This window comes from Gemmatimonas sp., assembly GCF_031426495.1.
GTDB lineage: Bacteria > Gemmatimonadota > Gemmatimonadetes > Gemmatimonadales > Gemmatimonadaceae > Gemmatimonas.
Genome location: NZ_JANPLK010000003.1, coordinates 36,594 through 58,795, shown reverse-complemented (window position 1 = coordinate 58,795; position 22,202 = coordinate 36,594). Strand labels below are relative to the sequence as shown.

Annotated in this window: 20 protein-coding genes; 4 read left to right on the top strand and 16 right to left on the bottom strand. The window is 64.7% G+C overall.

Features of this window, described 5'->3' with window-relative positions; genetic code table 11:
• Nucleotides 1-13: 13 nt before the first annotated feature.
• The 5 genes from gyrA to RMP10_RS02005 all read right to left on the bottom strand — a co-directional run bounded on the left by gyrA (nt 14) and on the right by RMP10_RS02005 (nt 5,751).
• Nucleotides 14-2,548, bottom strand: a complete 2,535-nt coding sequence (gene gyrA, locus RMP10_RS02025; protein ID WP_309670535.1) for a DNA gyrase subunit A — start codon at nt 2,546-2,548, stop codon at nt 14-16.
• 136 nt (nt 2,549-2,684) lie between these two features.
• Nucleotides 2,685-3,512: a hypothetical protein gene (locus RMP10_RS02020; protein WP_310568815.1), complete on the bottom strand. Its 828-nt coding sequence runs from the start codon at nt 3,510-3,512 to the stop codon at nt 2,685-2,687.
• On the bottom strand, nt 3,509-4,414 hold the full coding sequence (locus tag RMP10_RS02015; protein WP_310568814.1) for a hypothetical protein: 906 nt from the start codon (nt 4,412-4,414) through the stop codon (nt 3,509-3,511). The genes RMP10_RS02020 and RMP10_RS02015 overlap by 4 nt, the downstream gene beginning before the upstream one ends.
• A 69-nt stretch (nt 4,415-4,483) precedes the next feature.
• Nucleotides 4,484-4,708: a hypothetical protein gene (locus tag RMP10_RS02010; protein ID WP_310568813.1), complete on the bottom strand. Its 225-nt coding sequence runs from the start codon at nt 4,706-4,708 to the stop codon at nt 4,484-4,486.
• Entirely contained in the window at nt 4,705-5,751 is a 1,047-nt protein-coding gene (locus RMP10_RS02005; RefSeq protein ID WP_310568812.1) for a zinc-binding dehydrogenase, read from the bottom strand. Before RMP10_RS02005 ends, RMP10_RS02010 begins: the two co-directional genes overlap by 4 nt.
• 153 nt (nt 5,752-5,904) lie before the next feature.
• Here RMP10_RS02005 and odhB point away from each other — a divergent pair, with 153 nt between their 5' ends.
• Nucleotides 5,905-7,128, top strand: a complete 1,224-nt coding sequence (gene odhB / locus RMP10_RS02000; protein ID WP_310568811.1) for a 2-oxoglutarate dehydrogenase complex dihydrolipoyllysine-residue succinyltransferase — start codon at nt 5,905-5,907, stop codon at nt 7,126-7,128.
• Between the two features lie 341 nt (nt 7,129-7,469).
• Here the strand turns inward: odhB and RMP10_RS01995 are convergent, their stop codons facing one another.
• From RMP10_RS01995 to RMP10_RS01960, 8 genes are all read right to left on the bottom strand, one after another.
• Complete coding sequence (locus RMP10_RS01995; protein WP_310568810.1) at nt 7,470-8,345, bottom strand: hypothetical protein; 876 nt, start codon at nt 8,343-8,345, stop codon at nt 7,470-7,472.
• A complete protein-coding gene (locus RMP10_RS01990) occupies nt 8,338-9,501 on the bottom strand; it encodes a universal stress protein (protein WP_310568809.1) in 1,164 nt (387 codons plus the stop codon). The genes RMP10_RS01995 and RMP10_RS01990 overlap by 8 nt, the downstream gene beginning before the upstream one ends.
• 4 nt (nt 9,502-9,505) lie before the next feature.
• A complete protein-coding gene (locus RMP10_RS01985) occupies nt 9,506-10,633 on the bottom strand; it encodes an outer membrane beta-barrel protein (protein WP_310568808.1) in 1,128 nt (375 codons plus the stop codon).
• Nucleotides 10,630-11,226: a potassium-transporting ATPase subunit KdpC gene (gene kdpC, locus RMP10_RS01980; protein WP_310568807.1), complete on the bottom strand. Its 597-nt coding sequence runs from the start codon at nt 11,224-11,226 to the stop codon at nt 10,630-10,632. Before kdpC ends, RMP10_RS01985 begins: the two co-directional genes overlap by 4 nt.
• Nucleotides 11,227-11,248: 22 nt before the next feature.
• Nucleotides 11,249-13,309, bottom strand: coding sequence for a potassium-transporting ATPase subunit KdpB (gene kdpB / locus RMP10_RS01975; RefSeq protein ID WP_310568806.1), 2,061 nt, complete (start codon nt 13,307-13,309; stop codon nt 11,249-11,251).
• Nucleotides 13,309-15,036 carry a potassium-transporting ATPase subunit KdpA gene (gene kdpA, locus RMP10_RS01970; protein WP_310568805.1) on the bottom strand — a complete coding sequence of 576 codons (1,728 nt, stop codon included), beginning with the start codon at nt 15,034-15,036 and terminating at the stop codon, nt 13,309-13,311. Before kdpA ends, kdpB begins: the two co-directional genes overlap by 1 nt.
• A gap of 1 nt (nt 15,037) precedes the next feature.
• Nucleotides 15,038-15,142, bottom strand: a complete 105-nt coding sequence (kdpF, locus tag RMP10_RS01965; protein ID WP_310568804.1) for a K(+)-transporting ATPase subunit F — start codon at nt 15,140-15,142, stop codon at nt 15,038-15,040.
• A 299-nt stretch (nt 15,143-15,441) separates the two neighbouring features.
• Nucleotides 15,442-16,137, bottom strand: coding sequence for a response regulator (locus tag RMP10_RS01960; protein WP_310568803.1), 696 nt, complete (start codon nt 16,135-16,137; stop codon nt 15,442-15,444).
• A gap of 103 nt (nt 16,138-16,240) precedes the next feature.
• On the opposite strand from RMP10_RS01960, the gene lpdA reads away from it, so the two are divergent.
• Nucleotides 16,241-17,653: a dihydrolipoyl dehydrogenase gene (gene lpdA, locus RMP10_RS01955; protein ID WP_310568802.1), complete on the top strand. Its 1,413-nt coding sequence runs from the start codon at nt 16,241-16,243 to the stop codon at nt 17,651-17,653.
• 148 nt (nt 17,654-17,801) lie between these two features.
• On the opposite strand, the gene RMP10_RS01950 is transcribed toward lpdA, so the two are convergent.
• From RMP10_RS01950 to RMP10_RS01940, 3 genes are all read right to left on the bottom strand, one after another.
• Nucleotides 17,802-18,263: a hypothetical protein gene (locus RMP10_RS01950; protein ID WP_310568801.1), complete on the bottom strand. Its 462-nt coding sequence runs from the start codon at nt 18,261-18,263 to the stop codon at nt 17,802-17,804.
• On the bottom strand, nt 18,263-18,823 hold the full coding sequence (locus tag RMP10_RS01945; protein WP_309670562.1) for a sigma-70 family RNA polymerase sigma factor: 561 nt from the start codon (nt 18,821-18,823) through the stop codon (nt 18,263-18,265). The genes RMP10_RS01950 and RMP10_RS01945 overlap by 1 nt, the downstream gene beginning before the upstream one ends.
• 114 nt (nt 18,824-18,937) lie before the next feature.
• Nucleotides 18,938-20,080 carry a CoA transferase gene (locus tag RMP10_RS01940; RefSeq protein ID WP_310568800.1) on the bottom strand — a complete coding sequence of 381 codons (1,143 nt, stop codon included), beginning with the start codon at nt 20,078-20,080 and terminating at the stop codon, nt 18,938-18,940.
• Between the two features lie 282 nt (nt 20,081-20,362).
• Here RMP10_RS01940 and RMP10_RS01935 point away from each other — a divergent pair, with 282 nt between their 5' ends.
• Together RMP10_RS01935 and RMP10_RS01930 are read left to right on the top strand one after the other, a co-directional pair.
• The gene (locus RMP10_RS01935; RefSeq protein WP_310568799.1) at nt 20,363-21,241 is read left to right on the top strand and encodes a hypothetical protein; all 879 of its coding nucleotides are present in this window, start codon (nt 20,363-20,365) and stop codon (nt 21,239-21,241) included.
• 6 nt (nt 21,242-21,247) lie between these two features.
• The gene (locus RMP10_RS01930; protein WP_310568798.1) at nt 21,248-22,195 is read left to right on the top strand and encodes a hypothetical protein; all 948 of its coding nucleotides are present in this window, start codon (nt 21,248-21,250) and stop codon (nt 22,193-22,195) included.
• Nucleotides 22,196-22,202: the final 7 nt, after the last annotated feature.

Genomic DNA, 22,202 nt, shown 5'->3' with positions numbered 1-22,202 from the left:
CGGGCGCTTGCGATCACGCGTCGCCACCACCATCGAGCCCGAGCTCTCCGGTCGACGCATCCCCTTCGCTGCCTTCTACGCCGTCGACGTCATCCTTGTCGTCGGGAATCACGCGAGCCACCGCCTGCACCACATCGTGGTCATCGAGTGCCACCAGCTTGACGCCCTGGGCCGCACGACCCGTGACGCGGATTTCGCTCACCCGCGAGCGAATCGCCACACCCTGACGCGTCATCAGCATCAGCTCGTCTTCCGGTACCACTTCCATCAGCGCGACCACGTCGCCGGTCTTGGCGGTGCGGTTCAGCGTCAGGATGCCCTTGCCGCCGCGCTTCTGCACACGGTACTCGCTCACTTCGCTGCACTTGCCGAGACCCTTTTCGGTCACGACGAGCAGCGTCGCTTCGCGCTTGATCACGACCATGCCCACCAGCTGATCTTCGGGGCGCAGTTCGATGCCTTTCACACCGGTCGTGTCGCGGCCCATCTCGCGCACGTCGCTTTCGTGGAAGCGCACCGAGAGACCATGGCGCGTGGCCAGCACGACATCGTTGCTGCCCGACGTCACCTGCACGTCCATCAGCTCGTCGCCTTCTTCGACCTTGATGGCCTTGATGCCATTCGAGCGCGGATTGCTGTACTGCGACAGCGCGGTCTTCTTGACCGTCCCCTTGCGCGTGCAGAACAGCAGGAATTCGGTGTCGCTGAACTCGCGCGTGAGCACGATCGCGCGGATGCGCGTGTCGGGCGTGACGTTGATGAGGTTCACGATCGGCTTGCCGCGCGTGTTGCGCCCGGCCTGCGGCAGCTCGTGCACCTTGAGCCAGAAGCAACGGCCGTCATCGGTGAAGATGAGCATGTACGTGTGCGTGCTCGCCACGTAAAAGCGCTCGATGAAATCGTTTTCCTTGAGATCCGCGCTGGACTTGCCGCGACCGCCACGCCCCTGGCGGTTGTACAGTGACAGCGGCGTGCGCTTGATGTAGCCGTTGTGCGAGATGGTGACGACCATCTCCTCTTCGGCGATCAGATCCTCGATCGAGAACTCGCCTTCATCGCTGACGATTTCCGTGCGGCGCTCGTCGCCGTAGGTCTCCATCAGCTTCAGCAGCTCGCCCTTCATGATGTCCATGCGGCGCGGACGCGACTCGAGGATGCTGCGCATCTCGAGGATGAACGCGCGCACTTCGACAAGTTCTTCCTCGAGCTTGTCGCGCTCGAGGCCGGTGAGCTTGGCCAAGCGCATGTTGAGGATCGCTTCCGCCTGCCGCTCGGAGAGCCCGAAGCGCGCCTGCAGCTGCAGGCTGGCCGTGGGAGTGTCGTCGGCCGCGCGGATCATGCGGATCACTTCGTCGATATTGTCGACGGCGATCTTCAGTCCCTCGAGGATGTGCTCACGTTCGAGCGCCTTGTCGAGATCGAACTGCGTACGCCGCACGATCACTTCGTGGCGGTGCTCGATGTAGTGACCGATGCACTGCCGGAGCGTGAGCACCTTGGGCACGAGCTGTCGCGTGTTCACGTCGGGCACGAGCGCCAGCATGATCACACCGAATGTGCTCTGCATGGCGGTGTGCTTGTACAGCTGATTGAGCACCACACGCGGGATCGCGTCACGCTTGAGCTCGACGACCACGCGGATACCATCACGGTCGGACTCGTCGCGCAGCGCGCTGATGCCGGTGAGCTTCTGATCGCGCACCAGCTCCGCGATGTCGATGACCAGCTTCGCCTTGTTCACCTGGTACGGCACTTCGGTGATGACGATCTGCGAACGGCCGGTCGATTCCTTCTCTTCGATCACGGCCTTCGCACGCATCACGATGCGCCCGCGACCCGTATCCTGATAATCGGCGATACCGGCGCGACCGTAGATGTAGCCGCCCGTCGGGAAGTCGGGGCCGCGCACGATCGCGCGCAAGGCCGCACCTTCGAGTTCGGGGTTGTCGATCATCGCGATCACGGCGCTTACGACTTCGCGCAAATTGTGCGGCGGAATGTTCGTCGCCATGCCCACCGCGATACCCGACGAACCGTTCACCAGCAGGTTCGGCACGCCCGAGGGCAGAACACGCGGCTCTTGAAGACGATCGTCGAAATTCGGCGCGAAGTCGACGGTATTCTTGTCGATGTCTTCGAGCATTTCCACCGACATGCGCGTCAGTCGCGCTTCGGTATAGCGATAGGCGGCCGCGTTATCGCCGTCCATCGAGCCGAAATTGCCTTGGCCGTCTACCAGCGGATAACGCAGCGAGAACGTCTGGACCATACGCACGAGCGCGTCGTACACGCTGCTGTCACCGTGCGGGTGATACTTGCCAAGCACGTCACCAACGACGGTCGCCGACTTCTTGAACGGACGCCCCGGCAACAGTCCGAGCTCGTTCATCGCGTACAACACGCGGCGATGCACAGGCTTGAGGCCATCACGCACGTCGGGCAGTGCACGCGAGACGATGACGCTCATGGAATAGTTGATGAACGATTCCTTGACTTCCTCGTCGATGAGGCGCGGCAGGATGCGTTCGCGGGCGTTCGGTGCAGTCATGTGACGTCGGGCAGGAGAGACGTGGTCCGCAACTTTGATCGACAGCCTTTAAATATACACGACCCGAGGCGTAAAAACAACGCGTCGGGTCTGGCATAACCTAATGCATTTCAACGACTTAGAAACTCAACCGGAGTCAGGCGCCCCAGCTGCGTACGATCGAGAGCAGCCGCCACTCGCCGCCGACCCGGCGCAGCAGATACGCGGCGCCACCGTTGCTCCCCGAGCCCACCGCGATTCCGCCCCGCTCGCGCGGACGGTTCACCCCGACCACCGCGTAGTCCCGCCAGATCACCATCGGCGCCACCACGATGTACGACAGATCGGCGCTCGGATTCTTGGCGCCCACCGCCGTGAAGAATTCGTCGCGGGCCCGCTGCTGTCCTTCCGGCCCGAAGTACGCCTTCACCCGCGGCCGCGGCGCCTTCGGGAAGTCCATGTCGGCGAAACCGGGCACCACGAAGGTGACCGTGTCACCCATGACGGGTGACGGCAGACAGCCCGGCTTGGTCGGATCAGGCACATCGCCGGTCAGGCCGGTGGCCACGGCGCGATGCACCCCCGTCCCGTCCTCATCCCAGCGCGGTCGGTCGATTCCCGCTTCCCAGCCGACCACCACGCGCAGCAGCGCCCGTGCCTCGGGGGTCGCCAGCGCGCTGCCAGCCCCATACAACACGATCGTCTGCTCCATCCGCTCGACCATCGCCTGCAGCGCCTTCTGCAGGTCCGGCGTCGTGTCTTTCGGGAAGACGCGAAGCGAGCCGGGATTGCACCGGTCACCAAGGTCGGCCCAGGCGGAGCGCGCGAGGTACTCTCGGCGCAACGTGTTCAAGCGCTGGGCGTCGCTTCGCGTCTCCGCCGCGAGATACGCCGCCGTCGCCGCCGTGCTATCTGTCTGTGCGCGGATCTGGGCAAAAGGTGCCACCAACAATCCTGCCAAGACCCACGCCTTCACCGTCATCAAGGCGTGCTCGCTCCGAACGGTCGCGCATCCACCGTGACCGGCGTTTTCGCCACTCTCACCGGCGGCTCCGGCATCGGCATCTCGGCGGTCTCGTCTTCCGACGTCTCTTCGGCCAGCTCTTCTGCTTCGTCGGCGGCCGCTTCGGCGTCGATCGCACGACGTTCGGCCTGATATCGCTGATACCACTCGCGCGTGACTTCGCCCGCCAGTTCACGATTGCCCAGGCCGAACGACAGAGACAACGCCAGCGCCACCGCACCGAACAGGATCGCAAACGCCGTCGTGACGATATCCGTGGCGATGCCCAATTCCTGCAACGCCATGAACACCGCGAGCACGATCACACCGGCGCGACCCGTACGCGCCAGCCACGGACCGCCGTGCAATCCGCCCGCCGACGCCATGATGAGGCCACCGACGAATCCGCCAAGGACGATACCGAGAATGATGATCACGATCGCCGCGATCACACTCGGGATGTAGCTCACAAGCTCGGAGAACACATTGGCCAGCGACTCGAGACCGATCGCATTCGCCGCCACGAGCAGCACGGCGAACATCACGCACCAGAACAGCAGATTGGCGATGACCTTCGCGGGATTCATGTGCGAACCCGAACGCTCGACGGCTTGCATCACCCCGCCGCGCTCGAGCAGCTGATTGAAATGCAGGCGGCGCAGCAAGCGCCCGGTGCCCTTCTCGATCACCTTCGCCACGAGATAGCCGGCAAAGAGAATGACGAGTGCGCCGAACAGCGCGGGCACGAATTCCCCGAGCAGCGCGAAGCTCTGTTCGAGACGTTCGGTGAACGTGGACGTAAGAGCGGCCTGACCCGAGTCTGTCTGCGTCGCGGTGGCCGCGAACTGCAGAGAGTCGGGAAATTGTTGCTGTAACAAAGTCAAATGGAGAGGGGGTGCCTGCGGACCTGCTGGAAAGTAGCGAAACACCCGTCACGACGGAAACGAGCCCTTTTAGAGTCGCGTTCCCCGCTTCACATCAAAGATGACGCTACGGCGGCACTGTGGGCAGAGGAGCCACTCCCGCTGCCGGTGATACCCCAAGCCGAACGACCCGCCGCCGATCGCCCGCTGCGTCATGAGCACCGCGCATCGCGGGCAGAGCGGGATCTCCCCGCTCTGCACCATCTCCCGCATGGCCTTCTCCTCGGCCGACGTGAAGCGCGCCGTTTCGGTCACAGGCGTACGACGACTTTGCCGAACTGCCCGCCCGACGAGAGCCGTTCGAAGGCCTGGGCCGAGTCCTCGATCGACCACACCGAGTCCACCGGCGGCATCAGGTCCCCCTCGCGAAAGAGCGCGGTCATCGCGTCGAACTCAGCGTCGTTCCCCATGGTCGACCCCATCAGCGTCCACTGATTCCAGAACATCCGGCGCACGTCGAGCTGCACGAACGGTCCGCTGGTGCCGCCACACGTCACCAGACGCCCCCGCTTGCCGAGCGCGACCAACGACTGCGACCACGTGGCTTCACCCACCGAGTCGATCACCACGTCCACGCCACGCTTGGAGGTCCGGGCACGGATCTCTCTCCCGAGGTCTGGATGGGTGTGGTCGAGGAGATGATCGGCACCGAGCGCCTGCGCTTTCGCCAGCTTGTCCGCACGGCTCGAGGTCACCCAGGCCGTGGCGCCAATACGCTTTACGATCTGCAGCGCCGCCAGCGCCACCCCGCCGCCAATGCCCCAGATCAGCACGTGATCGCTGGGCTGCACCCGGGCGCGGGTCACGATCATCCGCCAAGCGGTAAGCGTGGCCAGCGGAAACGCCGCCGCCGTCTCGAACGGAATCGTATGGGGAATGATGCGGACGTTGTCGGCGGGCACCACCACGTAATCGGCAATCGTACCATGGCGATGCTCGCCCATGATGCCATAAGTGAGACAGAGCGGCTGGTCACCATCGCGGCAGTACTCGCACTGGCAGCGGCGGTCCACCAGCCCCGGATTCAGGATCACATGATCCCCGGGCGCGATGCCCTGCACCGCATCGCCGACGGCATCGATCACCCCGGCCCCGTCGGAGCCGAGCACCCAACCCGGCTGAATCTTGACCCCGGGAATTCCGCCGAGCACCCACAGGTCCAGCCGGTTGATGGCCGCCGCCTTGATCCGCACGCGCACACTGTCGGGGCCGTCAAGCGCCGGCACAGGCAGGTCGTCGCGGACGCGAAGCTGGTCGAGGCCGCCATGAGCATCGATCGTCAGGGCACGCATGGTCATGACGGGTTGGGAAGAAGGTGGACGTCTTCGAGGAATCTCCGCTGCCTCGCGACGAAATGGGAGTGCGGCGTCGGCACCCCCTGTCATGGCGGTCCGAGGCCTATATTGGAAGGATTACGCTCCCCGGACTGTTCACCACGACCGTCACGCCACATGTCGTCCATCAAGGTTCCACCGCTCGGCGAATCCATCGTCGAGGCGACCATCTCCCGTTGGCTCAAGGACGAAGGCGACCGCGTCGCCGCCGGCGATACGCTCGTCGAACTCGAGACCGATAAGATCACCGTCGAGGTGCCGGCTCTGGAGGCTGGTGTGCTCACGAAGCGGCACAAGGGTGAAGGCGATGTCGTGAACGTCGGCGACGAACTCGGTGAGATCACGGCGGGCGCTGGTGCGGCAGCTGTCGCGGCACCGGTTCCTGCGGCGGCGCCGACGGCGGCCGCTCCTGCAGCCGGTGGCGACGTGAAGGTGTCTCCGGCTGCCGCGCGTCTCGCGACGGAAGCCGGGATCAACCCGGCCGACGTCGCGGGCACCGGTCGTGGCGGTGTCGTCTCGAAGCCCGACGTGGTGGCGGCCATTGCGACGCCGGCCAAGGCGGCGGCCGCGCCGACGGCGCCAGCCGCGCCAGCCGCGCCAGCCGCGCCAGCCGCTCCAGCCGCTCCGACCGTCGCCGCGCCGACTGGTACGCGCGAAACGCGCGAGAAGATGACGACGCGTCGCAAGCGGATCGCCGAGAACCTGTTGCTCTCACAGCACCAGACGGCGCACTTGACGACGTTCAACGAGATCGACATGACGGCCATCACGGCCCTTCGTGAGCGTCTCAAGGAACGCGTCGAGAAAGAACAGGGCGTCAAGCTGTCGTACATGCCGTTTTTCGTGAAGGCGGCCTGTCTCGCGCTCGAGGCCTATCCGGCGGTCAACGCGCAGATCGATGGCGACACGATCGTGTACAAACACTATGTGAACATGGGTATCGCGGTGGCCAGCGACGCCGGGCTCGTGGTGCCGAACGTGAAGGACGCTGACAAGAAGAGCATCGTGCAGATCGGCAAGGACATCGCGGCCGTGGCCAAGCGTGCGCGTGACGGCAAGCTGTCGATGGATGACCTCACCGGTGGCTCGTTCACCATCACCAACGGTGGCGTGTTCGGCTCGCTGCTCTCGACGCCGATCATCAACTATCCGCAGGTCGGCATCCTCGGATTGCACAAGACGCAGGACCGCCCGGTGGCGATCGACGGCAAGGTCGAGATCCGCCCCATGATGTACGTCGCGCTCTCGTACGATCACCGCATGATCGACGGCCAGCAGGCCGTGTTGTTCCTGGTGCGCTTCAAGGAACTGATGGAAGACCCGGCGGCGATGCTACTCTAACGGCGAAGTAAGGGGTACGGAGTAGGGGGTAGGGAGCGGGGATTACCCCGTACTCTCTACCCCCTACTTCTTACTTCGCAGTTATAAAAGCACCACGACGCCCCTAAGCGTTTCCGCCGGGACGTCGGGCTTCACCAGCACGCGTTTCAATGCGAGGATTGGAGTCGCGGCCAGCGATTGAAGTGCTGCACAGTTTGGTAGCTACGCGAATTGCGTGCCGTCGTGTTTTATGACGCGCCGTGCGACGGTCGGTAACGTCATCCGCCGCGATTGCTGATTTCAATGTACGTCCTACGTCGCCCGGGCCAATGGGGATCTCCGTACTGCGCACAAAGCGTTACCTACCCGACGCGTTCGAGCAGATCGGTAACGGGAAAGCGGAGCAGACCGCCCGACGGCTGATCCACCGTGGTCGCGGTGTACTGCTGCAGCAGTTGGAGGGCGAGCCGCAAACGGAACGATGGCGCGCTCAAGTCGAGAGGCGGCACGATGCGTAGCGCGACCACGTCTCCCTCGATCCGGGCGCTCAGACCGAGATCGGATCCTCTCGGGAGGGAGGCCAGAAGTTCGAGCAAGACCGTCGCCAGGCTTTCCTGGACAGCCGACACCGGCACGCGCACGGGCGGCAGATCGGCGAGTACGTCGACGACCAGCCGCACGAGCGCGACCTCCGCCGCGGAAGCCACCACCGCGAGCGCCGGCGCGAGAAGAGCCGTCACCGTGATCGCCTCCGCCTCGGCTCGCCGCATGGTCGGCTCGTCGAGCAGCCGACGCAGCAGGCGCAGTTCCGCATCAGCAGCCTCGGCCGACTGCCGCGCAGCGCCCAACAGCTCTTCCTGATTTTCGTTCAGGGCGCCAAACGGCGTGTCGAGCAGGATGTGCAACGGGAGCTGCACCTCACGCACCCGCTCGCTCATGGACGCCACGATCTGTTCGAGCATCTGACGGTGCTCGTCGGCCCCTGCCTGCGCGTGGGCGATGTCGCGGTCGGCGGCGTCTCGGACCGACTGCAGGGCCTTCTGCATCGTGGCCGGATCGACTTGACGGGCGATCCAGACCCCGATGCCCATCGCGCTCAGCGCGGCGAGCACGCCGGTGATGAGCACGAGGGTTGGTACCGCCCGCCCGAGCTCCCCCCAGTAACCAAGTGCCGCGATGAGCAGCAGCCCGATCACCGACGGCGCAACGGCCAGTGTCAGCCGTCCGCGCCTACCCATTCGTTCGACCCTGCGCAAACGCCTGCGTAACGTCAGCCGTCGGCGGCGCCTCGGCACCGACCACCTGCACATCGAGTCCGAAACGGTTGTGCACCAGCCGATCCATGATCGACGGGCGGATCGTGCGAAGCCACCACGGGCGATAGCTCTGGCCAATCACGATCAGCGACACTCCATGTTCCATCGCGAACTGGCACAGCAGGCCGGCCACGTCGGTGCCTTCGAGTTTTACGACATCCGCTCCCATGCGCTGAGCCATCTGCATGTGCTCGACGAGACGCCGCTGCACCACCGGGTCGATGCGATCGGCGCGTTCCTGCGGCGTCTGCACGTACACGCAATACCAATCCGAGTTGAGACGACCGGCGATCCGACTGGCCTTCTGTAGCAGCACGGAGCTGCGCGGTGCGCGACTCGCCATGCCAACCATGATGCGATCGACCGACGCATGTGCCGTGGCGTGGCGTCCGGTCTCGCGACGTACGATGCCTTCGCGCTCACGGTCCACCGAGCTCGCGACCTCGCGGAGCGCCAACTCACGCAGGGTAGTGAGGTGCTCCTCCGTAAAGAAATTCTCGAGGGCGAGCGGGATCTGCGACGCCCGATAGATCTTTCCTTCGGTCAGTCGCTGACGAAGATCGGCCGCCGTCAAATCGATATTGACGACTTGATCCGCCCGCGACAGGACCCAGTCCGGCACCGTCTCCCGCACCGCCAAACCAAGCGTCTGCTGCACGACCGCATTCAGCGATTCGAGATGCTGCACATTCATCGCGGTAATCACACTGATCCCCGCGTCCAGCAGGAGCAGCACGTCTTCCCACCGCTTGGCGTGCCGAAGTCCCGGCACGTTGGTGTGCGGTAGCTCGTCAATGATGGCAACCGCCGGACGTCGCGCTAAAAGCCCGTCAAGATCGAGGGCTTCGAGCATGACGCCGCGATACTCCAGCTGCAGGCGCGGCAGCACCTCAAGGTCGCCCACCTGCGCGTCGGTCTCGCGACGGCCGTGCGTTTCGATGAAGGCAACCACGACGTCGACCCCGCGGCGACACAACTCGTGTGCTTCCTGCAGCATGCGGTAGCTCTTGCCCACACCGGCGGCCGAGCCGATGTAGACTTTCAGACGACCGCGTACGAGCGCGCGCACGAGTGACATCGACTCAGAACGTGAGCGCGAGTGATGTGACGAACACGCCGTTGCGGCGTGCGTATCCCGATGCGTCACGGCTACTGGGAAAGACGGCCCCGTCGGCCGCCAAGCCGCGCAGTTCGGTGCGCCAGAGCATCGTCGGCTCGGGGCGGATGTCGAGGCCGACTGAGGCGCCGTTGGTACGGAAGGGTACCCCTGTGGCGGTTGTCGCGAGCACCCCCTCGGCATCGGCGAAACGTTCGACGCGCGCCGACAGCGCCACGACTGGACTTACCCACAGTCGACCGACGAGCGTGGCGCCATACCACGCGTGGTTCGTGCGTGTTGCGGTCACACTGTCCTGCCGCTGCTGCGCCCCGATGTCGAACTGCGCGAGCACATCGAGGCGATCCGCGATTCGCGAGGTGAGGCCAACCCCGTTGAACAGACGCCGCTGAGCGCGGGGCTCGTTGCCGGCATAGCCGTACCACGCGAGCGTCATGGCTGGTGTGGCCGCCCAATCGAATCGCAGGCCGAGGCTCTTGTCGTCGTTGCTCTCCGAAATATTCTGCCATCCGTTCACAACATCCACCCGTGCCGTGAGTGCTGGCGTGGCCTGCCATGTGGCGCGCACCCCGGTGGAGTAGTACGGCGAGTAGTCGGCCACGAGCGATCGCGTGTACACCGGATTGTCGCGACTGACCCAGCCCTCCATCCCTGAGTTCGAGTAGAAGATGCCGCCGTCGATCCACAGGCGCGGCGTAATCTGGAAGCCGGCGTACGCCTCCTGCAGCGAGCGGGCCAGCACATCTCCGCTCACAGCGCCCTGACGGGGCTCCGCCGCGTAGTTCGACTGCACGGAGGTGCCGGCCTGCAGCGCCACCCGTCCTCGTACGCGACCACCGGTCAATCTCGCCTCGACGAACGCGAGATTAATGTTGAATTCATTGTGCCGCGCGGGCTGTGTGGTGAAGGCCCGATCACGGGTCGACGGACGATTGACGTCGAAGGCATAGACCCCGTCAACGAACGCACCAACGGTGATGCGACGTGCGGTGTCGCTGACAGCGGATTGCGCAGCGATCGGTACCGTCGTTCCCATCAGCGCGATCAGTGTCGCGAATACGGTCGCCGCCCGCACGGTGTGATGGTCGATCATGAGCGTTTCCCTGCGCTGGACATCGTGAAGGCGCTATCGAGCGCCAGATTGAGACGAAGCACGTTGATGCGAGGTTCGCCGAGAATGCCAAGCTGACGCGGCTCGATCGCACGGGCAATCAGCGAGTCGACTTGGGCGCCAGCGACGCCGCGGGCGCGGGCGACACGCGCGATCTGCACGCGGGCGCTGGCGGGCGAGATGTGCGGATCGAGTCCCGACGCCGACGCGGTCACGAGGTCGGCCGGCACCGATCCGCGCGCCGCGCCGTCGGCAACCGCACTGTCGACCCGCAGCGCGATGAGCGCCGCCAGCGTGCTATCGGTCGGTCCGCGGTTCGTGCCGCCGGACGCCGTGGCGTCGTAGCCATCGCCGGCGGCCGAGGGCCGCCCATGAAAGTATTCCGGCTTGGTGAAGCGCTGCCCGATGAGCGCGCTGCCGACCACGTGCCCATTGACGGCGATGGGTGAACCGCTGGCCTGCCACGGAAACAAGATGTGAGCCAGCGAGGTCACCACGGCGGGATAAAGCGCGCCGCAGAGGAGAGTGAGTATCACGGTCAGGGCGCACGCAGGGCGCAGGAGCGAGCGGATCATGGGTGGATTCCGAAGAATGAGATCAAACGAGGCGCAGCGTAACCAGCAGCACGTCGATCAGTTTGATGCCGACGAACGGCACCAACAGACCACCGAGCCCGTACACAAGCAGGTTGCGACGCAGAATGACCGAGGCGGCCGCCGGGCGATACGTCACGCCACGCAGCGCGAGCGGAATCAGCGCCGCGATGATGAGGGCATTGAAGATCACGCTGGCCAGAATGGCCGACTGTGGAGAGTGCAGCTGCATCACGTTGAGTTGCGCCAATGCGGGAAACGTCGCGATGAAGATGGCCGGAATGATCGCGAAGTACTTCGCGACGTCGTTCGCGATGCTGAATGTCGTGAGACTGCCGCGCGTCATGAGCAGCTGTTTGCCGATCTCGACGATCTCGATCAGTTTGGTCGGATCGGAATCGAGGTCGATCATGTTGCCGGCTTCCTTGGCCGCCTGCGTGCCGGTGTTCATGGCCAAGCCGACATCGGCCTGCGCAAGCGCGGGGGCGTCATTGGTGCCATCACCGGTCATCGCCACGAGACGCCCACCAACCTGCTCGCGCTTGATCAGCGCCATCTTGTCCTCCGGCGTCGCCTCGGCCAGGAACTCATCGACCCCCGCTTCCTTGGCGATGGCGGCGGCAGTGAGCGGATTGTCGCCGGTGATCATGACCGTGCGAATACCCATGGCGCGCAGCCGATCAAATCGCTCGCGCATGCCCTCCTTCACCACGTCCTTCAGGTGAATGACCCCGAGCACGCGCGCCGTGGTGCCGTCGAAATCGGCGACGACCAGTGGCGTCCCACCATCACAGGCGACCTGCTCGACCAGCGCATCGATGTGCGGTGAGGCGCTGCCACCGCGTTCGCGCACCCACCGTGTCACGCTGTCCGCCGCGCCTTTGCGCACCATCTCGCTGTCCAGGTCGACGCCGCTCATCCGGGTATGCGCGGAGAATCGAATGACCTCAGCGGTGCGGCTATTCACCGGCATCGCGTGCAACCGCTGCGCGAGCGAGACAATACTGCGTCCTTCCGGCGTTTCATCGGCCTGCGACGCGAGATACGCGCGTTCGGCCAGTTCACGTTCCGTCACGCCCTCGGCGACCAGCAGGGACACCGCCTGACGATTGCCGATCGTGATCGTGCCCGTCTTATCGAGCAGCAGCGTGTTCACATCGCCTGCGGCCTCCACAGCCCGCCCGCTCATCGCCATGACATTCTGCTGAATCATGCGGTCCATGCCAGCAATACCGATCGCCGACAACAGACCGCCGATCGTGGTGGGGATGAGGCAGACGAGCAGCGCGATCAGCACCGCCAAAGGCACGGCCGCTCCGCTGTAGATCGCGAACGGCTGCAAGGTCGCCACCGCCAGCAGGAACACGACCGTGAGCCCTGACAGCAGGATCGTGAGCGCTATCTCATTTGGTGTTTTCTGGCGCGACGCGCCTTCCACCAAGGCGATCATGCGATCCACAAACGTCTCGCCAGGATTAGCCGTGATCCGGATGACAAGAAAGTCCGACAGTACGCGCGTGCCACCGGTCACCGCCGAACGATCACCGCCACTCTCGCGAATCACCGGTGCCGATTCGCCGGTTATGGCCGACTCATCGACATAGGCAACGCCTTGAAATACTTCGCCGTCGCTCGGGATGATGTCGGCTGGGAAGCAGACCACGAGGTCACCGCGTCGCAGTGAAGTCGCGGATACCGCCTCGAACTGCGTGATGTCGGGCGTCCCACCATCGGTGGTATCGAGCCGCTTGGCCAACGCATTCGTGCGGGAGGAGCGAAGCGTACTGGCTTGCGCCTTGCCTCGCCCTTCGGCCAACGCTTCGGCCATGTTGGCGAAGAGCACCGTGACCCAGAGCCACGCCGCCAACTGCCAGGTGAAGCCGGCGTCCGGGCGACCGGCGGCCTGTGCTCGAAGAGCCAGGAGCGTCGTAAGCACACTGCCCAGCAGGACAACGAACATGACCGGGTTCTTGATCATGTGCCGTGGATCGAGCTTCGTGAACGCCCCACGTACGGCGAGGCGCACAATCGGACCATCGAAGAGTGGTCGCGGAGCAATCGACATCAGAACATCCTCCCGGTGTGCATCAGTAGCTGCTCGACGATCGGTCCGAGGGCGAGTGCCGGTAGAAAGGTCAGCGCCCCGACGATCACGATGACGCCGGTGAGGAGCACGACGAACATCGGGCCGGTGACCGGGAAGGTGCCGCTGGTTTCCGGTGCAATCCGTCGCTCGGCCAGGAAGCCGGCGAGCGCCAGCACGGGCACGATGAGCGCAAAACGCCCGAAGAGCATCGACACGCCGAACAGCGTGTTGTAGAAGTCGGTGCCGCCGCTCAAGCCGGCAAAGGCGCTGCCGTTATTCGCGGCCGTTGACGTGAACGCGTACAGAATTTCCGAGAGGCCGTGCGGTCCCAGGTTGGTCCGGCCCACCAGACCGTCAGGCAGCAGCACGGCCAGCGCCGACATCCCGAGCACCACGGCCGGAAAGGCGAGCACATAGAGCATGGCCATCTGAACTTCGCGGGCCTGGATGCGCTTGCCGAGGTATTCCGGTGTGCGACCCACCATCAACCCGGCAATGAAGACCGTGAGCACAACCATGATCAGCATGCCGTAGAGGCCGGCACCCACACCGCCGAAGATCAGCTCACCGAGTTGCATGTTCACCATCGTCACGAGCCCGCCGATCGGCGTGAACGAATCGTGCATGGCGTTGACCGCGCCGCACGACGCCGCCGTCGTGACGGTGGCGAACAGCGCCGACGCACTGATGCCGAAGCGCGTCTCTTTGCCTTCCATGTTGCCTCCCGCATGGCCGACCAGCTGTGATGCGACATCGACACCACGAGCGGCGTGGATGGGATTACCGCGGGCTTCGGCCCAATAGGTCGTGCCCACGCCGACGGCGAAGAGCAGGAACATCGCGGCCAAGAGCGCCCATCCGTGGCGCCGATTGCCCACCATGAGACCCAAGGCATACACCAGCGCCGCCGGGATCGCGAAGACGGCGAACAGCTGCCAGAGATTGCTCAGCGGTGTTGGGTTCTCGAAGGGATGCGCGGAGTTCGCGTTGAAGAATCCACCGCCATTCGTTCCGAGCTGCTTGATGGCCTCCTGACTGGCGACGGGACCAAGGGGGATCGTCTGCGCTGCCCCCTCGAGCGTGGTGACGTCGAGCGAGGTGGCGAACGTCTGAATCGCTCCCTGCTGAACGAAGACGAGCGCGAGCACCAACGAGAGTGGGAGCAACACGTACAGCGTGCCACGGACCAGGTCACACCAGAAGTTGCCAATGCGGCCGCTGGCTTCGGTACCCTTCCGCGCAACGCCGCGAATCAGCGCGAACGCCACGCTCAGTCCGACGGCCGCTGACACGAAGTTCTGCACCGCCAGCTGTGTCATCTGCGAGAAGTACGACATCGTGCGCTCGCCGGCGTAGCTCTGCCAGTTCGTGTTGGTCACGAAAGATGCTGCCGTTTCGAATGCCTGACGGTCCGGGACCGCGGGCAACGCGTGCGGATTGAACGGCAAGTGATTCTGCACGCGAAGGGCCACGTAGGTCACGAGCAGCGACACCGCGCTGAACGCGAGCAGCGACATGGCATAGCGGGACCAGTGTTGATCTTCGGCCGGATCGACACCGCTGAGCCTGAAGAGCACGCGCTCGAGTCGCGACAGCCAACGCACCCGACCGTCGAACACTGCGACCAGATACAGGCCGAGCGGCTTGGTGACACCGAGGATCAGCAGGGAGAAAAGAGCAATCTGCAGCCAGCCAATGGTGGTCATCTCAGAAGCGCTCCGGTCGCAGCAACGAGTAGACCAGATACGCAAGGATGAGCACCGCCAGCGCGACGGCGACGACAGCGTCGAGAGACATCGCGGTCGCGGTCATGGACGCGAGCCCTCGCGGACTCCGTCGTGATTGGCGCGGCCCAGTCGCAGGCAACCCTGCACGTAGCCGGCAAGTGAACTGAAGACGAACAGTGCGAGCAACCCAAAGAGCAGATCGCGCATAGAAACCCCTGAATCGGTTCTCGCGCGGATCGACGATCACGTCCGGTGATCTCTGCCGACCACTGCCTCGCGCGGGCGCCTGCCACAGGCGCATCTTCAGGCTATCGCGGAGCCCGAGAAGGCCGCACAAAGAACCGGGGCGCGCTTTACAAAGACTCCGTTAAAGCGCGGCGCTCATCAGTCGATCGCGGCAAACCGGTAGCCGACGGCGGACTCCGTAATGATGAGCGTGGGTCGCAGTGAGTCGTCTTCGATCTTTCGACGCAGATGCGCGACATACACACGCAAGTACTGCTGGGCATCGCCGTGACTCCGTCCCCACACCGCATCGAAGAGTTGCTGGTGTGTCATCGTGCGTCCGGCATGCGTGACGAACGCCAGCAACAGCGCCCACTCCGTCGGTGTGAGATGGACCACCGTGTCGTCTTTGGTGAGCGTGCGCGTGGCGCGATCGACGGTTAGCCGACCGACACGGATCGGCGCATCATCACGGGTGATCGACGGCATGCGGGCACGGCGAAGATGCGCCCGGAGTCTGGCCTGCAGCTCGAGGGTGCTGAACGGCTTGGCGAGGAAATCGTCGGCGCCTGCATCGAGCAGACGCGCCATCTCGCGATCCGTATGCCGAGCCGACAGCACGATGATCGGCGTGGACGACCACGCGCGAATAGACTGACACACCACTAGGCCATCAGCGTCGGGGAGCCCCAGGTCGAGGACGATGAGCGACGGGCGCTCCTGCTGAGCAAGGGACAGCCCGTGCGCGGCCGTCGCCGCCTCGTACACGACGTACCCCTCGGATTCGGCCGCCGCACGAATAACGGACCGGATGGGTGTCTCGTCTTCGATGACGAGGATGGTGGCGGGAGTCATAGGTCCCGTGAACGCTAGCATGCACCACGCGCGCAGCGAGGGGGGACACGGGCCAGCGCCGTGAAGATCCCACAAAAGATTCACGCGGAATTAGCTTTCCCGCATGACCTCCCCGACTCTTCAAACTGCCGACGTCGTGGTGCTTGGCGGCGGCCCTGGCGGCTATGTCGCCTCGATTCGTGCGGCACAACTCGGCCTCACCGTCACCTGCGTCGAATTCGACAAGACGCTGGGTGGGACGTGCGTGAACGTAGGGTGCATCCCGTCGAAAGCACTCCTCCAGAGCTCCGAACACTATGAATGGCTGCGCCTCCATGCGGCCGAACATGGGATCAAGGTCGATGGCGCGTCGATTGACCTTCCCACGATGATGGCCCGCAAGACGGACGTCGTGGCCCAGAACACCAAGGGCGTCGAGTTTCTGTTCAAGAAGAACAAGATCACGTGGGCCAAGGGCTACGGCACGCTGCAGCCGGGCAATGTGGTGGAGGTGAAGGCGGCTGACGGCACGATCTCGCACTGGCAGGGCAAGTCGGTGATCATCGCCACCGGCTCGGTGCCGGTGCAGCTGCCGTTCCTGAAGTTCGACGAGAAGCGCGTGCTCTCGAACGTGGGTGCGCTCTCGATTCCGGAAGTGCCAAAGCATCTGGTGGTCGTGGGCGGCGGCGTGATCGGCCTCGAACTCGGCTCGGTGTGGCGACGCCTCGGGGCCAAGGTCTCGGTGGTGGAGTTCCTGCCCACGATCCTCACCGGCAACGACGACGATCTGGTGAAGGAAGCGGACAAGATCTTCCGCAAGCAGGGGCTCGAGATTCACACGGGCACCAAGGTGACCGGCGCCGACGTCCATGACGACGGCGTGCGCGTCCACGTGGAGAGGGACGGCGTGGCCTCACACCTCGATGCCGATTACGTGCTCGTGTCGGTGGGCCGGAAGTCAGCGATCGGCGGCATCGACCCGGCGGCGCTGGGTCTCGCGATGGGCGCGCGCGGCGAAATTCTCGTCGACGATCAGCAGAAGACGAATCTGCCCGGCGTGTACGCGATCGGCGATGTGTGCGGCGGCAAGCTGCTCGCGCACAAGGCGGAGGAAGAAGGCGTGATCGCCGCCGAAGTGATCGCGGGGAAGCCAGTGCATATGCACCACCGCACGATCCCGGGCATCGTCTACACATGGCCTGAGTTGGCCACGGTGGGACTCACGGAGCAGGAAGTGAAGGCCAGCGGCCGCGCCTATCGCGTGGGCAAGTTTCCCTTCAGCGCGAACGGCAAGGCGCGCACGATGGGCGAGACGCAGGGCTTTGTGAAGTTCGTCGTCGACCAGGACACCGACGAGATCCTGGGCTGCCACATGATCGGGCCGAATGTGGCTGATTTGCTCAGCGAAGTGGTGCTGGCCATGGAATACCGCGGCAGCGCCGAAGACATCGGCATCACAGTGCATTCGCACCCGACGCTCAGTGAAACGGTGAAGGAAGCGGCACTGAGTGCGTTGGGACGCGCGATACACATGTAGGACAACAGCAGCAAACTCCCTAGTAAGCAGGGAGGAGGGGAACGGGGGCAGGAAGCAGTGAACCGCGTCGAGCGGCCTGCTTCCTGCCCCCTGATGTCCCCCATCCTGCTAACTAGGGAGTTAGCAGTTTAGAAACATCGCACCGAGCTTAGAACATCTTCCCGATCGACTGACCGATCACCACGCCCAGTGCCAGCATGGCGACGCCAACGACCATCAGCATCATGTTGGATGACTTGGGCTCGACCATTGCACCGGTCGCCGCGGCTGTAGCGGTCGCCAGTTTGGTTTCGGTGCGTGCTTCGGGAATCGCGGCCATGATGTTCGCGGCAATGTAGGCCGGCGTGGTCATGCGACGACGCTGTTCGGTTTCCGTCGAAATCATCTTCCAAAGGTCCACCTGCTTGGCATCGGCGCGACGCGCCTCAGCTTCGCTGGTCTCGCCGTCGAGCCACTGGTGGATCACCAGCGCTGGTCCTTCGGCCGCTGCCATACCGGGAAGCGGCACTTCGCGATCTGCCACGGGACGATCAACAACCGGCGCGGCGTCGCGTTGCGGCAAATTCTGACCGAGGTTCTGGTCGTCGTGCGCTTCATGTCGGTCGAGCATCAGTCGTATTTCTCCTCGAGCAAGGTCTGAAGGGCTTCTCGTGCCCGATGCACGCGCATCTTCAGTGCTCCAACAGTTGTACCCAAGAGATCCGCCATTTCTTCGTAGGAGCGCCCTTCAACATGCTTCATGATGAAGGCTTCCCGAAGAGACGGGGCCAACTGCGCGAGGGCTGAGTCGAGGTCCTGCCGCAGTTCCGTGCGGTCGAGGTCCTCATCGGGACTCGCGTAGGTGGAGGGCTGGTCGTCTTCGTCGTAGCTCAGGTGCGTGCGCCGAATATTCTTCAGCCAATCCTTGCACCCGTTCGCAACGATCCGAAAAAGCCAGGCATCGAATCGACCACGGACTTCACCGAGATGGTGATAGGCCTTGATGAAGGATGTCTGGAGAATGTCTTCGGCTACGTCGGGACTTCCCGTCATACCCAAAGCATGCCGATACAGCGGATCGCTGTATCGACCGATCAGCATCGCGAAGGCATCGCGTTCTCCCGCGAGAATGCGGGAGATGACGTCCTGGTCCGAATCGACGTCTGCGGGAGTGGGTTCTTCTTCCGTCATGGTCACGGCGCTAGGATAACGCCGTATGAACGGTATTGACACCCCTTCCAGCAAACGAAGCGCGAAGAACGTCGCTGATCGTCTCGTTGGAAGGACGAATCGCCGCGGAGGAGGTCACGCAGGCCGTGCAGGGAGTATCGGCACGTGATGGAATGCACTCCAGTGGTGATTTCGGATCAGCGCGCCATGCGCATCGAGATGCGGCGGCTCGTAGCGAACGCGACCATTCCCCTGCGGTGCGAGACCGGTGCGCGGCGATGCGTCGCCGCGTTCCACCGCCTGCTGCAGCGCATCCTGGACGCCGCGAACGACGCCACAGGGCACGCCGACCCAATCGAGGGCGTCGATCCATTCAGCGGCCGGACGTTGCCCAGCCTGCGCGGCAATTGCCGCCACGACGCGGTCGCGGTGCGCCACCCGACCGGCGTTCGTGGCGAGCTCCGGGTCACTGGCCAAATCATCGAGCCCGAGCGCACGGGCTGCGGGTGGCCATTGCGGATCGGCCCCCACGGCCAGCACGAACGGACGGTCGGCGGCGGCGAACAGTTGGTACGGCACCAGATTGGCGTGGGCGTTGCCCCAGCGGCGGGCATCGCGTCCGGAGACGATCGTGTTCTGCGCGACGTTCGCCAGGGCCGCCAGGGCCGACGCCTGCAGCGTGACATCGATCCGGCGATCCGCCGCGGTGACGAGGCGATCGCGACCCGAGAACGCGCCGAGCACGGCGATCGCGGCGTCTTTGCCCGTGACGAGATCGACCAACGCCACGCCGGTCTTCATCGGCGCACCATCAGGCTCCCCGGTAATGGCCATCCAGCCACTTTCGGCCTGCACGACGAAATCGTAGCCGGGTCGCGCGCTCTCCGGCCCAAAGCCGGAAATGGTGCACCACAGCAATTTCGAATTTCGCGCCAGTAATCCATCAGCATCAAGCCCATACCGAGCCAATACGCCAGGAAGAAAGTTTTCGATGACGATATCGGCGTCAGCAATGAGCGTATGCAGCAACTGCACGTCGGCGGGGGATCGGAAGTCAGCGGCGAGTGACAGTTTGTTGCGATTGGTGCTCAGGAAGTACGCCGACTCGCCATCGGGAGCGAACGGCGGCCCCCAACCGCGGGTGTCATCGCCCGATCGAGGGCGCTCGACCTTGATGACATCAGCGCCGAGGTCGCCCAATACCATGCTGCAGTGCGGTCCGGCCAGCACCCGCGAAAGATCAACGACTCTGACCCCTTGAAGCGGTAATGTCTTCATGATGTTTTTATGATGATCTATTGAAGGCGCGAGACGTACCGTGCTTTTGATCTGCGGACACCGAATGAAGCTGTCGACCGCGATGGCTCCACCACCGTATAATATGCGGTTCCCCTCGCGAATCACGTCCGTATACCTTGCATAGATGACTGAAAATCATATAGTTACCCCAGTTCTGGTGGACGTGGACCATACTATTGAGGCCTGAGCAGCACCTCCTCCGTAGAAAAGTCGGGCGACCACCTCTACCTCCATTGCTGGCGGAAGGAGTCCGTTCGACCCATGGCCGATTTGCCGCAGGCTGACGACGACACGATCACCGAAGGTGACGCACCTCCTGCCAGTCCGGCTCCGCGCCGCGGCCCTGGGCATCGGGCTGCAGACGCACGCGACACTGCGGCCGAGATGGCGCAGCGGGCGCACGAGATCAGCCTGGAGGCCGGCAGCAAGATGGCCGGTGCCATGCGCGAGGTGATCGGCGCGGCGGCTGGGTTCAGCCCCTTCGCGATCGAGAGCGCGCGTGACCTGATCAACTACATGGTCCGCCGCGGCCAGATGGGACAGGAAGAGGCCGAGGTGTTGATTCAGCAGGCCGAAGCCGCCTACATCGCCAAGCACGGGTCGCTGCCGATTCCGGGGCCAAAGGCTCCACCGCCGAAGCCGGTCCCGCTCGGGCAGTTGCCGAAGGCCGTCACCGCGCCTGCCGCGGCGGCTGAAGCGGCCCTCGAGGCGCGAGCCGCGATGCGGATCGAGCCCCAGAAGCCGTCCGACAAGGTCACTTTCGCGCCGCTTCCCCCGAAGCCGGCACCGAAGCCGCCCGCTCCGAAAGTCGAAGTGGTCGAAGCCCCGGTCGAAGTGAAAGCGGAACCCAAGGTCGAGGCAAAGCCCGCCGCCAAGGCACCGGCCGCGAAGCCCACGCCGGCGGCCAAGGCTCCTGTAGCCACGAAGACCGCCGCTCCGGCGGCCAAGGCGCCGGCCAAGGTGGCCGCGCCGGCCAAGGCTCCCGCCAAGGCACCGGCAAAATCACCGGCCAAGGCCCCAGCGAAAGCACCGGCCAAGGCAGCGGCTCCGGCGAAGGCCCCAGCCAAGGCTCCGGGCAAGGCTCCAGCCAAGCCAGCGGCCAAGGCTCCTGCCAAGAAGGCGCCAGCAAAGAAGAAGTAGGTCGACGTGTTCGTCGCGTCGGCACCGAGTCGCCTCGACTTCGGAGGAGGGTGGACAGATGTCCCACCCTATCCCGGAGAGCGAGGCGGCTTTGTTTGTAACCTTGCCATCGAGCGCCGAGTCCGGATCGCGCTGCGCCCGGGCGTCGCCGAACCGGATCGCGTGCCGCTGGTGGCGGCCGCGGCGCGGCGCGCCGGATATGTGGGGCACGTCGCGATACAGAGCGACTTCCCCATCGGGGCAGGGCTTGGCGGATCGTCCGCCGCCGGCGTCGCCCTCGCCGCCGCCCTTGCGGCCGCGCAGGACCGCGAGTTCACCCCGGCGACCATCGCGGAGTGGAGTCGCGCGCTCGAGGTTGAAGAGCTCGGCATCGCCGGCGGCCGTCAGGATCACTACGCCGCGGCGTTCGGTGGCGCGCTGGGCCTGACGTTCGGCACCGCCACTGCCGGCGACGCGGTCGAGGTGGAGCAGATTCCGCTCTCCGCGGTCGGTCGGGCCGCGCTCGAGGCGCGCCTCACGCTCGTGTATACCGGTGAATCGCGCATCTCCGGCGAAACGATCACGGCCGTGCTCGATGCGTACCGCGATCGCACGCCGCGAGTCGTAGAGGCGCTCGACCGCATGGCCGTACTGGCCCGCGGCATGCGCAGTGCGCTGCACGCCGCCGATGTGACCACGCTCGGCGCGCTCGTTGACGAGCACTGGGTACATCAGCGGGCGCTGCATCCGCGGATCACCACCGCACGGATCGACGCACTCGAGCACGCCGCCCGCGCGGCCGGAGCGCAGGGACTCAAGGCGCTTGGGGCCAGCGGCGGTGGATGCGTCATGATCATCAGTACGGCGGCCGACGCGGCCCGCGTCGTCGAGGCCGTCTCGCCATTCGGTGAGATCCTGCCGTGGCGCATCGCCACCACTGGCGTAGAGGTGTCGCGGCTCTCGCCCGACGCCTAGACTGTAC

Bases quoted from the DNA above. Each gene is read 5' to 3' on its own strand.
- kdpB (WP_310568806.1), bottom strand. From the start codon at position 13,309: ATGTCGATTGCTCCGCGACCACTCTTCGATGGTCCGATTGTGCGCCTC.
- RMP10_RS01985 (WP_310568808.1), bottom strand. From the start codon at position 10,633: ATGATCGACCATCACACCGTGCGGGCGGCGACCGTATTCGCGACACTG.
- lpdA (WP_310568802.1), top strand. From the start codon at position 16,241: ATGACCTCCCCGACTCTTCAAACTGCCGACGTCGTGGTGCTTGGCGGC.
- kdpC (WP_310568807.1), bottom strand. From the start codon at position 11,226: ATGATCCGCTCGCTCCTGCGCCCTGCGTGCGCCCTGACCGTGATACTC.
- gyrA (WP_309670535.1), bottom strand. From the start codon at position 2,548: ATGACTGCACCGAACGCCCGCGAACGCATCCTGCCGCGCCTCATCGAC.
- odhB (WP_310568811.1), top strand. From the start codon at position 5,905: ATGTCGTCCATCAAGGTTCCACCGCTCGGCGAATCCATCGTCGAGGCG.
- kdpF (WP_310568804.1), bottom strand. From the start codon at position 15,142: ATGACCGCGACCGCGATGTCTCTCGACGCTGTCGTCGCCGTCGCGCTG.
- RMP10_RS01990 (WP_310568809.1), bottom strand. From the start codon at position 9,501: ATGTCACTCGTGCGCGCGCTCGTACGCGGTCGTCTGAAAGTCTACATC.
- RMP10_RS01940 (WP_310568800.1), bottom strand. From the start codon at position 20,080: ATGAAGACATTACCGCTTCAAGGGGTCAGAGTCGTTGATCTTTCGCGG.
- kdpA (WP_310568805.1), bottom strand. From the start codon at position 15,036: ATGACCACCATTGGCTGGCTGCAGATTGCTCTTTTCTCCCTGCTGATC.
- RMP10_RS01960 (WP_310568803.1), bottom strand. From the start codon at position 16,137: ATGACTCCCGCCACCATCCTCGTCATCGAAGACGAGACACCCATCCGG.
- RMP10_RS01945 (WP_309670562.1), bottom strand. From the start codon at position 18,823: ATGACGGAAGAAGAACCCACTCCCGCAGACGTCGATTCGGACCAGGAC.
- RMP10_RS01935 (WP_310568799.1), top strand. From the start codon at position 20,363: ATGGCCGATTTGCCGCAGGCTGACGACGACACGATCACCGAAGGTGAC.
- RMP10_RS02005 (WP_310568812.1), bottom strand. From the start codon at position 5,751: ATGACCATGCGTGCCCTGACGATCGATGCTCATGGCGGCCTCGACCAG.
- RMP10_RS01950 (WP_310568801.1), bottom strand. From the start codon at position 18,263: ATGCTCGACCGACATGAAGCGCACGACGACCAGAACCTCGGTCAGAAT.
- RMP10_RS01995 (WP_310568810.1), bottom strand. From the start codon at position 8,345: ATGGGTAGGCGCGGACGGCTGACACTGGCCGTTGCGCCGTCGGTGATC.